This window comes from Dorea sp. ICN-14282 (assembly GCF_037890115.1).
GTDB lineage: Bacteria > Bacillota > Clostridia > Lachnospirales > Lachnospiraceae > Dorea_B > Dorea_B phocaeensis.
In genome coordinates, this window is record NZ_JBBKBH010000006.1 from 25,724 (window position 1) to 37,138 (window position 11,415).

General features: G+C 45.0%; 6 protein-coding genes. All 6 read right to left on the reverse strand.

What is annotated here, in order from left to right:
- Nucleotide 1: 1 nt before the first annotated feature.
- The 6 genes from WKT00_RS11445 to WKT00_RS11470 all read right to left on the reverse strand — a co-directional run bounded on the left by WKT00_RS11445 (nt 2) and on the right by WKT00_RS11470 (nt 11,406).
- Nucleotides 2–1,492, reverse strand: coding sequence for a sugar ABC transporter ATP-binding protein (locus WKT00_RS11445; protein WP_101696115.1), 1,491 nt, complete (start codon nt 1,490–1,492; stop codon nt 2–4).
- A 137-nt stretch (nt 1,493–1,629) separates the two neighbouring features.
- Nucleotides 1,630–2,625, reverse strand: a complete 996-nt coding sequence (locus WKT00_RS11450) for an ABC transporter substrate-binding protein (RefSeq protein WP_101696101.1) — start codon at nt 2,623–2,625, stop codon at nt 1,630–1,632.
- Between the two features lie 163 nt (nt 2,626–2,788).
- Nucleotides 2,789–4,270, reverse strand: a complete 1,482-nt coding sequence (locus tag WKT00_RS11455) for a sensor histidine kinase (RefSeq protein WP_340263739.1) — start codon at nt 4,268–4,270, stop codon at nt 2,789–2,791.
- Nucleotides 4,271–4,306: 36 nt separating this feature from the next.
- Nucleotides 4,307–5,926: a response regulator gene (locus WKT00_RS11460; protein WP_340263741.1), complete on the reverse strand. Its 1,620-nt coding sequence runs from the start codon at nt 5,924–5,926 to the stop codon at nt 4,307–4,309.
- A 69-nt stretch (nt 5,927–5,995) separates the two neighbouring features.
- Nucleotides 5,996–7,060 (reverse strand): ABC transporter substrate-binding protein, encoded by a 1,065-nt coding sequence (locus tag WKT00_RS11465; protein WP_242962701.1) that lies wholly within the window; start codon nt 7,058–7,060, stop codon nt 5,996–5,998.
- A gap of 203 nt (nt 7,061–7,263) precedes the next feature.
- Nucleotides 7,264–11,406, reverse strand: a complete 4,143-nt coding sequence (locus WKT00_RS11470) for a beta-L-arabinofuranosidase domain-containing protein (RefSeq protein WP_340263743.1) — start codon at nt 11,404–11,406, stop codon at nt 7,264–7,266.
- Nucleotides 11,407–11,415 lie beyond the last annotated feature (9 nt).

The following is an 11,415-nucleotide window of genomic DNA, read 5'->3' on the forward strand; positions in this document are numbered from 1 at the left end:
ATTAATTGTCACCTCCGGCAATTGTTGCCATAATACCGCTCTGCGTCAACTCATCACCGGTCAGTTCTCCAACGACCTTGCGGTCGCGCATAACAACCAGACGAGAACAGGTACGGAGCATCTCATCCGTCTCAGAAGAGATAAATGTAACACTCATACCTTCTGAAGCAAGCTTCAATACTAATTTCTGAATTTCTACTTTTGTACCTACGTCGATACCTCTTGTAGGCTCATCCAAGATCAAGTACTCCGGATGGGTCAGAAGCCAGCGTGCAAGAATTACTTTCTGCTGGTTACCACCGGACAATGCTTTGATCGGAGTATCTGCAGATGCAGTTTTGATTTCCAGAAGTTTGATATATTCTTCTGCGAATTTATTCTTCTCAGCTTTAGAGAATGGACGGAAGAATCCACGCAGTACCTGTGCTGCAAGGATAATGTTGTCTCTTACAGACATATCTCCAACGATACCATCCAGCTTCCGGTCTTCCGGCAGGTATGCAATTCCCTGTTTCATTGCATCTAATGGTTTGGAAATCTTTACTTCTTTTCCATTCTTCTTTAACTTACCATGAATAACTCTGTCAGCTCCAAAGATTGCACGAACACATTCACTACGTCCGGAACCGAGAAGTCCGGTAAAGCCGTTAACCTCTCCCTTCTTAATATAGAAGTCAAACGGTTTGATTCCTGCGTTACTCTGCAGTCCTTCTGCTTCAAAGAGTGACTCTCCACTGTCTTTTCCTTCATATACTTTCTGTTCGCCCTTGATATCGGACATATCATCTAATTCCTTACCAAGCATCGTTGCAACAAGCTTCACTCTTGGCAGGTCCTTGATTTCATATTCACCGACAAGCTTACCATCTCTTAAGACTGTAATCTTATCACATACCTCGTATACCTGATCCAGGAAGTGGGTTACGAAGATAATACCAACTCCTTTTGCTTTCAGGTCACGCATCAATACGAAGAGCTTCTCTACTTCCTGTTCGTCCAGAGAAGAGGTTGGCTCATCTAAAATTAAAACTTTACAATCCATATCAACAGCACGGGCAATTGCTACCATCTGCTGAATTGCGATTGAACAGCTTGATAACTGCTGTGTTGCTTTCGCTGGAATATCGAGGGATTTGAGGATCTTATCTGCATCCTCATTCATCTTCTTCCAGTTCGCGCAGACTCCTTTTCCACGTCCGATATACATGTTCTCTGCTACAGAGAGGTTCGGACATAATGTAATCTCCTGATATACAGTACTGATACCAAGATTCTGAGCATCCTGAGGGGAGCGGATTACTGCCGCCTTATCAAGACCTTTCAGATAAATTTCTCCTTCGTCTTTCTCATACACTCCGGTTAACACCTTAATCAGAGTCGATTTTCCGGCTCCATTTTCGCCCATCAACGCGTGGATCTCACCCTCACACAATGTAAAATCTACTGCCTGCAGCGCACGGACACCGGGAAAGCTCTTGTGTATATTTCTCATTTCCAATACAGATTTCTCTTTCACCAGCGTATTCACCTCTTTACCTTTATTTGCTGTGTCACCTTTCACAGTAACACAGGCGCGGTAACCCCGCGCCTGTTAACAGTCACTTAGACACCATTTACTTCATATCCAAATTAGATTCCGTATGTATCAACATCTTCCTGTGTGATTGTTGTAGCATCAAATCCTTTTTCTTCCATGACGATTGTCTTCTCTTCGATTTCTTCACCCTTTTCGATCTTCTGGATTACTTCATCGATATATTTAGCCTGGAATGGGTTACACTGTCCATCGTAGTTCCAGTTCTGAGCAAGCAGTTCTTCTAATGCCCACTTGTTGCAGTCGAATCCCATGATAACAACGTCCTTGCCAACTCCGTGAGACATGTTTGCTTTGTCAAGAGCTGCTACAGCACCTTTTGCCATATCGTCGTTCTCAGCGTAGATTACGTTGAACTTCTGTCCTGCATCGATAGCGGACTGAACGATCTGCTGTGCTTTCTCTGCGTTCCACTCTGCTGTCTGCTGTGTAACGATGTTCCATCCTTCTTCTTTTGCCATAACATCTAATGCTTCAGAACGTCCCTTCTGTGCAGCAGATCCCATAACTCCCTGAAGGTGAATGATGTTGTACTCGCTAAGCTCCTGATCTTTCAACCATGTAGCTGCTGTCTCACCTTCTTTTTTCATATCAGATACGATAGATGCTTCGTAAAGCTCTTCGTCTGCATCGATTGTACGGTCGAACAGGACAACTCTCGTTCCAGCATCCTGAGCATCTTTCAGTACAGAATCCCATCCAGATGTATCAGCTGCGGATAACAGTAAGTAGTCAACACCGTCCTGAATGAATTTCTGAGCTGCTGTGATCTGCTCATCGTTCTTAAGGCTGTATGCGAAAGAAGCATCATATCCATTCTCTTTTGTGAACATTTCTTTTAAGTCTTTGTCGTTTGCTGTACGGAATCCAGACTCGTTAGGGTCGTTGTTGATGATACCAACTTTGATCAGACCGCCATCTTTTCCGCCGTCTTTTGCTTCTTCAGCTGGCTCTTCTTTTCCGCCACATCCCATTGCCATTGTTGCAACCATTGCTGAGCATAACAATACGCTTACGATTTTTCTTTTCATTGTGAAAATCCTCCCTTTATATAGTTTCTCTTTTTTTGCCCGGTACTTTTGTTTTCCGTTCCGGTTGTTGAGATTAATATACGGAATTTTTCACATTTTTGAAACCAGCTATCTTCTGTAAAAGGTTTATATTTTTTTTATTTTTTTATTTTTTTGTGTTTTTTTACGAAAATTTTGTGTTTTTTTTAGATGGAATCATAATAGTTGCTTCCGTCCCTACATTTTCCTCGCTTTCAATCTCTAAGCCGTACTCTTCTCCGTAATAATACTTGATCCTCTGATTTACATTTGCCAGCCCAAAGCTGTCGCTGCCTCTCTGCTCAATCGGTGTTTCAATATTCTCTCTTAACACCTTAAGCGTCTCTGGCGGCATTCCTTTTCCATTATCTTCCACCTTGAATACCAGACAGCTTCCTTCCTGATATCCCCAGACACGAATCCGGCTCTTCCCTCTTTTCTTCTTCACACCATGATAGAGGGCATTTTCCACTAACGGCTGTAAGAGAAGCTTCGGAATCATACATTCTGAGATTTCTTTTTCCATTTCAATCTCATACTCCATGATATCCTGATAGCGAAAGCCCTGAATCTTCAGGTAGCTTTCTATATGGGAACGCTCTTCCCTTACCGTCATAAAATCCTTTCCTGCTGCCAGCGTCGTCCGAAAGAAATCGGACAAATCTGTTACCATAGAGATAACATCTTCACTTCGGTCGTCCTCTGCCAGCCACACAATGGAGTCCAACGTATTGTAAAGAAAATGAGGATTGATCTGCTCCTGCAAAAGCCTGGTTTCAACCAAATGCAGATTCTTCTCTTTCTCCTTAATATTTTCCACCAGCGTTCCGATCTCTTCCGTCATATTATTAAAGCTGTCTGACAGTACCTGAACTTCCCGGATATTAGCATTGCCCGCCCGCGCGGTAAAATCTCCTTCTCCTACTTTTTCTGTCTGATCGCACAGATTCTGAATCGGCTCTGTAATGCTTTCAAACGCCCGCATCGTCAATACAACCGCCAGATAAACGGCTTCTGCCGCAACCAGCAGGCACAGAAGCAGAACCCTTATATTTCGCTTCTCCTGCAGGATGGAGATCTGCTGAAGCTGCGCCGTCTCCACACGGATATATTCTCGAATGCCTTCATCGATAATCGTTGTCAGCATATAGATATTATCTTCCAGATACTGCATATTTTCTTCATAGACTCCGCTTCCCTGAATCATATCTTCCAGCGTCTCCAAATTAAGTTCCAGCACATTCAGTGTGTTAGAAAGTCTTCGGATCTGATTCTGATTCATATCCACGGCCGTCATATCCGACAGTTCCCTGCATCCGCTTCGCAAATCCTCTATGGCTTCATAAGGATTGACCGTCACTACACCGTTGACCATGATCTCTCCGTCTCCGAGATCCTGGAACTCTTCTTTCTGTACAACGGCAAGATAGGTGCTGTAATCCATCGATTCTTTAAAATTCAAACGGGCGTTTGCATAGGTAATACTCTTGGTAATCTCTGAATAAGTAGCGGTCGCGCTGATCATTGAATGGATACTGTACACCAGCGCAAAAAACATCGGAAGAAACACCGCCAGCGCGATGATAACCAGCTTTGTATTCAGCGATATTTTCTTCTTTTCCTTCATATGTCTATCCCTTCCCGGCAATTTTCTTCCTTTCTATTACTGACTTTTTCGCCTTGCCCGATACTCTTTCGGAGAACAGCCCTGGGTTTTCTTGAAAATGTAACTGAAATAATGCGGATCTCGATATCCCACTTCATAGCCAACCTCTGACGTCTTCATCGCAGAACACATCAACAGTTCCTTCGCTTTGTTCATTCTTACCTCCGTCAGATACTCCACAAAGGTCTGTCCTACTTCTTTACTGAAGATAGAACTGAAATAACTCGGACTCATGCCTACACGCACCGCCACTGTATTTAAGGAAATTTCTTCCGACATATACTTCTTCTCAATCTCTTCCTTCGCCGTGGCAATCAGGTCTGAATAGCGTCTTCCGCTTGCCCGATCACGAATTTCAATCGCTTTTAGCAGAAGCTGTTCAATAACTCCTCTCATCTCGCCAAATGCATCCGCCCTGGCAGCCGATGCCTGCAGATCCTGAACTTCCTTCTCCACTTCTTCACCTGCCGACAACTTCTCGCAAAACGACATGATTACGATACCGATATCCATCACCACATACTGCCTTACCATAGCAGAGCGCATATGATCTTTCTCCAACTGCGCCATATAAGCCTCGCAGAAGGTCCCCACTTCTTCTCTCGTACCTCTGTTCAAGAATTTCTCTAAGATTGCCCGGGACTGTCCTACCTGTACGAATCCCTTCACCGGAACCTCTTCTTCATCCTGACTTCCCAGATCTTCCATCGAAAGAATCTGTTTTGGCTTCTCTGTAAATCTTGCCGCAAAAACTTTGTCCGCCTCCCGGAAAGAATCCTTAAGATTCCGGAGACGATCGACGCACATTCCGATTCCACCGAAGTATTCCATATCCTTCCAGGAATCCATCACGCAGTGGAGGCGGTTACTAAAGCTTCGGATTCGTTCTTTCATCTGTTCTTCATCTTCTGCCAGAAGGAGAAATGTCCATCCGGAAATTCCCCGCCGGAACAGATACAACGCATCCGTTCTGTTTGCCTCTTCTTCTATCTTCTCACTTGCCCGAACAATCTGTTCCAATACCGTCTTATCATCCGCGCTCATCAAAATCTTGAACAGGCAGATCGCGTAGCATGGGGCGCTTAGATTCATGCCATACTTTTTCCCTTCTTCCACCGCTTCTGCCATAGACATCTCATTTAGAATCAGCCGATCAAAGAACTTTGCCTTCTCATTTTCCGTATTCTCCTGCATGTCTTTCGAGTACCGAATCAGAAGTTCCTTCTCTTCACGATCATGCCAGATGCTTTCCTTCACCTGATTTAGAACTTCCAAAAGATTCGCTGAGGAAATCGGCTTCAGAAGATAATCCGTCACTCCGATCCGAATCGCTTCCTTCGCATATTGAAATTCATCGTAGCCGCTTAAGATCAGAATCTTAATATCTGGAAGCTCTTCTTTCACCAGACGGCTTAACTCCAGACCGTCCATGAACGGCATACGGATATCCGTAATCAGAATATCCGGCTTCTCTTTTAAAATCAGCGGATAAGCAAGTTCCCCGTCACTTGCCTCGCCCACAAAATCATAGCCTTCTTCTTCCCATTTGATTCCTTTCTTCACTCCGTTTCGGATAATCATCTCATCTTCTACCAGAAACACCTTAATTCCACTCATCTTTTTGCTCTCTCCCTATTCTCTTCCCAGTCATTTCACTTTTTCTGCTTCAGATTCTCTGCTTCGGATCTAATATCCTCGTTTTTGCACGATGGATTCCGTTACTGTCTGCACGGTGTACTCCTTCCCGCCCAGCATGATCTGCATATCCTCTGGCATACTATAGAAAGTCTCTTCCGGGACGTACATCTCTTTCTGCCATAACTCATTTGTTTCCAACAGGTGAATCACTTTCTCCACATATTCCCCATGCCAGGGATTACATTCTCCGTTGATCAAGATCTCCTTGTGAAGTGTTCTGCGAAGGCCTTCCCTTGTCGCATCAAAAGAAATGATCTGGATATCGCCTCCTGGTCCTACCGTTTTCCCCGCATCCCGGATTGCATCGATTGCTCCAAACGCTTCATTATCATTTTCACAATATACAAAATTAATATTATCGTGCTCCAAAAGCATCTTCGACATCACTTCATAGGCCTTCGCTTCCGTATACTCTCCAGATTCCTGCTCCAGAAGATTCCACCCGTACTTCTGCGCTGCATCTTCCAATGCATTCGTTCTTCCGATCTGGGCGGTAGCCCCTAAAGTTCCCTGAATATTTACAATATTCACCTCAGGAATCTGCTGTTCGTCCACATACGCCTTCATCACTTTACACGCCTTCTGCCCTTCCAAATAAAAATTAGAGCCAATCCAGGCTGCATACAGGCTGGAATCCTTAACCGCCACTTTTCGGTCAATGATAATCACAGGAATCTCTGCTCGCTTCGCTTCTTCCAGCACCGTGTCCCATCCGCTCTCTACCACCGGAGAGAACACAATGTAATCCACCTCCTGCTGGATAAATTTACGAATTGCCTTAATCTGGTCTGACTGCTTCTGTTTTGCGTCTTCAAAAATCAAATCATATCCCCGCTCCGGTGTAAACGTCCGCTTCATTGAAATCGAATTCGCACTTCTCCAGTCGGACTCTGCTCCCACCTGAGAAAATCCAATCGTAGTCAAAGAGTCTTTCTCGCCGTTTTTCCATATTTCCGTCTGTTTACCAGATACCTCTACCATTGAAACCGCTACAATCAGAATCGCTGCTGCCAAAACCACTCCGATTGCCGTCGTTAATATCTTCCGTCTCATTCCTATTCCTCCGTATCACTCCAGGGAATCTGCATCTCCCCAGGTGTCTGTTCCTACGGTTCTATTTTAGAGGGAAAAGCTGAAATATTCAACTATAGAAAATCGGTTTTCATAAGAAAAAGACCGGGGCGCTCTACGCGTCCCGGCCTTTCCCTTTTGTATAAAGCCTGATTATTCTGATCGAAATGTCAAATCCAAAGCTTCTAGCTGTGTTTCTTACGGTAAACAACTACGCCTGCAGCTGCCACTGCTACTACCATACATCCAACTAAGATACCAAACGGAGCGGTATCGCCTGTCTTCACAGAACCAGTTCCTTTTCCATTTGTTGTACCTGGTTTGCCAGTTGTGCTTCCCGGCTTTCCGTCGGTACCGGTTCCTGGTTTGCCTGGCTCAGTAGAAACAGGTTTCAGCGCATCTTTTGCTTTGTTCAGCTCTGTCAGCGCATTTGCAATGTCTTCTTCTGTTGCATTCTCATCCTTCAGAACGTCTTTCGCATGATTCAATGCATTCTGATAAGCTTCCCAGCTATCCTTGGTGTACTTATCTTTCTCAGAATCTGGAATTGCATTGTCTACTGCATTCTGCAGATCTTCCTTGCTTGGTTTTTCCGGCTCTGGATTCACTGCTGTGTCTTCTAATGCAGCCTGAAGCGCTTTGTATGCATTGTAAACTTCTGTCTGTGTTGCAGCTTCATTTGCAAGAACTGCCTGTGCATCTGCAATTGCCTGCTGAAGTGCTGCCCACTGCTCTTCGGTATAGTCATCCTGACTTGGTACTTGATCGCCGGTTGTTACAGCGTCTACCAGAGCCTGAAGAGCATCCTTATTTACAACAGATGCATTATCTTCTACTTTTACATAAGCATGATATCTGTAGTTGTATGCATCGTACATTGGGTAGAACTGTAATCCGTTGGTTGTCAGGTGCGGTACCTGCTCAGAGTCAGCTCCTGTTACTACGCTGATAGAGTCTTCCAGGTTGTCGCTTAATGCAACGGTATACCAGTTCATTGGTGTGTAAGAATCTCTCTCATCTTTTGCTACCATAACCAGTGGTCCATACATAACGGATGCAACGGTACTTCCGTCTACTTTGTCCGGAGTCTTGTCAAGGTGAAGTGTATATGGCATATGAATGGTTACCACGTCTCCATCTTTCCATGTACGGTTGATCTCTACGTATGTGCTTACTTCTGGATTGGTGCAGATGGTCTCACCATTTACCTGAACCTCGAATCCCTTGGTTGCCCAGTAAGGAACTCGAAGCTTCATAGCGAATTCGCCAGAACCCTTCACTGTTAATTTAGAGTGCTCGGATGGGAATTTGGTCTCCTGTTTTACGGAGATTCCCTTCTCTGCCCAGTTTACAGTTGTTGGCATATACTGGTTTACATACAGGGTGTTGGCAGATTTTGCATAAGCTGCTGCCTGATATTTTACATGGTTTTCCATACCGGTTCCGTTACAGCAGGTAAATCCGCCGTAGTCAGAATCATAGCCTCTTCTCTGGCCCGGATCGATTGGAAGCATGTATGTTGTTCCGTTGTGCATGTAGTCTGTTGTATCATGGCTCTGAGATGCTGCGATCTGGTTGATCATAGTTCTCTCATAGTAATCCATGTACTCTGCCGCGTCTGGTTCATAGTTATATAAGTCTTTGGTAAGCTTCAGCATGTTGTATGCTGCACAGGTCTCGCAGTTCTCACCACGACCTCTGTTACCAAGAATAAAGTTACCCTGCTGATATGGTTTCTGGAATTTCTCTCCGGTTCCCACACCACCGATGGAGTAAGCATAACGCTGTGTTACGATGTTCCAGAAGTTCCGTGCTGTATTATAGTAAGCTACGTCTCCTGTTGCTGCATACTCGTGAACCGCACCTACGATTCTTGGAATATGCTGGTTGGCATGTTTGTCCTGAACCACGTCAACATTTGCCGCCAGATCTGCGAACCATGTCTTATGGTCAAATAATGCTGCTGCTTCCTGGTAGCGGTCTTCATGTGTGATCTCATACAGTCTTGCAAGAGATTCATTCATACCACCGTACTCACCGGCGATGTACATTGCCCACATGTTCTCACGCTGTTCCTCTGTAGTACAGCCTTCCAGTCTTAAGTAAATCCAGTCGCCGATTCCCTTTGCTACTTCCAGAGCTTCTTCATTTCCGCCATATTCGTAACAGTCGATCATACCAGCTTCAATTTTGTGAAGTGTATAGTATGGAGCCCAGATGGTTGCATATGGTGTATACTGCTCTAAGAGTGCGAACTGGTCTGGAGAATAAGCGCTTAAGAAGCCTTCTCCCCATGTAGATGGATCTTTGCTCCACTTGCTCTGTGCTGCATCGGATGGTGTACACTGAGTTACGAACTTTGCCGGATCACCCTTAGACATATCCTGTAACTTCTTCAGCTCAGATACCATATAGTCCATCTTCTCTTTGTAAGCTGCCTCTCCTGTTGATGCATAAGCCTGTGCCAGTGCAGACAGGAAGTGTCCGGTAGAGTGTCCTCTTAAAAGTCCGGTTGGCTCTTCCCATCCGGTCAGAGGCTGTGCGCCCTTGGTATCAGCGCCAAAGGTTTTTCTGAAGTTATAAAGCATTCTGTCTGCATCCATAACCTTCAGATATTCTAAGTCACGTGCCATATTCTGTCCGAAGATGGTGTCCGTTCCATCCAGATGGATATCGCTTAAGCTAAACTCTGTTGTTACCGTTGCCGGCGCCTCAGATGTCGTATCTGTTACAGTTACGGTTGCCTTTACTTCTACATCGTAATCAACAATTGTTCCGGTTACTTCTACCTTGTCACCTGCTGTTGCAAACTGATCTGCTGCCAGATCGATTGGCCATGTAACCTTCTCTTTTCCGGTTGTGCCATCTTCATAAGTAACGTCTACGGTAGCCGGAAGATAAGGAAGCGTATTCTTAACTGTCTCAACTTCCACTGCCTTTACATCTACAATGTCTGTCTTCTCATAAATCGGCATTACGGTTGCAACGAATTCTTTAGTCACAGATTTGTCGCCATAGGAAATCGTTGCAGTTAAGGTTACTTCTGCTTTATCTCCGATTGGTCTTGTCACCGTACCGTCTGTTGCGATCACTTCCGGATTGGAGCTTTCCCATGCGATTGTAGAACCTAATTCTCCTTCTGTTGGAAGGGTAAGATTGTCTCTAACAGAAGAAAGTCCGCTAAGAACCAGAGCCTCTGCATCACCGTTTACAATCTCTTCTGCGGTCAGGTTCTGTTTTACCGTTACTTTGAATACCTTTGTATCCGTTACGTCACCAGATGTGAGAGTTGCGGTCAGTGTTACTACTGCATCGCCTTCTCCTGCTTCCGGTCTTGTTACCTTACCGTCTTTTCCAATGACTGCTTCGTTATCACTTGTCCAGCTGATATTAGATCCTGCCGCTCCCTTTACCGGAAGAGTCAGATCAGAAGTCACTTCGCTGACATCTCCAAGATCCAGCCATGCTTTGTCACGTTTTACCTTCTCTTCGTCAGGAACCGCGAACTTATCTGCAACCTGTTCCTGTGTCATAGCATAGTCGTAGATCTTAAAGTCTGCAACCATACCTTTCATAATGTCATTCTTGAACTGACCATAACCAATTAATGCATTGTTGGCATCTTTCAGTACAGACAGATCTACCTGTGTCTTCTCTGTTCCGATCAGGACGCCGTCCTCATAGAGAGACATCTCTTTCTCAGAACCATCAAAGGTAACGGTCGTAAAGATCCACTCATCGGTAGCTAACGCTTCTCCTTTCTCCGGTCCCTTCTCATTGCTCCAGCCGCTATTGGTTAAGGCTGCTGTGTATCCTCTGTGTCCCTCATTGGAACCATCTGCCAGAAGATACATATAGGTTGTAGTATTGAACTGTCCCTTATTATTCTGGAAACCAAAGTCCCAGATTCTCTGATAAGAGCCCCATGCTTCCTTCATATTTACCCAGCAGCTGACCGTCATATCTTCCAGACCATTGAAGACACCACTTGGAAGTTCTACATAAGAATTCTCATTGCTTGGCTGTCCTCCCAGGAATTTGTATGCAGTCTGCTTCGCCCCGTAAATGTTAGCGTCCTCTGTCGTTACCTGAGACCCTGTCGGACGGACTACTCCCGCTCTTCCGTTGCCGCTTAAGTCTTCTACGATGGTTCCTGTCTTCAAACTTTTAAAGTCATAGTGAAGAATCAGTCCATCTTCTGCCGCTTTGGCATCCTTCTCTCCGGCTGCCAGCGCCTGGATGCTGGTCATCGGAAGGGATGTCGCTGTGATGGCGCATACCGCGCCCAGGGCAAGTCCTTTCTTTGCCCATCTCTTAAAACCTTTCATTTCATCTAC

Bases quoted from the DNA above. Each gene is read 5' to 3' on its own strand.
- WKT00_RS11470 (WP_340263743.1), bottom strand. From the start codon at position 11,406: ATGAAAGGTTTTAAGAGATGGGCAAAGAAAGGACTTGCCCTGGGCGCG.
- WKT00_RS11460 (WP_340263741.1), bottom strand. From the start codon at position 5,926: ATGAGTGGAATTAAGGTGTTTCTGGTAGAAGATGAGATGATTATCCGA.
- WKT00_RS11465 (WP_242962701.1), bottom strand. From the start codon at position 7,060: ATGAGACGGAAGATATTAACGACGGCAATCGGAGTGGTTTTGGCAGCA.
- WKT00_RS11455 (WP_340263739.1), bottom strand. From the start codon at position 4,270: ATGAAGGAAAAGAAGAAAATATCGCTGAATACAAAGCTGGTTATCATC.
- WKT00_RS11450 (WP_101696101.1), bottom strand. From the start codon at position 2,625: ATGAAAAGAAAAATCGTAAGCGTATTGTTATGCTCAGCAATGGTTGCA.
- WKT00_RS11445 (WP_101696115.1), bottom strand. From the start codon at position 1,492: ATGAGAAATATACACAAGAGCTTTCCCGGTGTCCGTGCGCTGCAGGCA.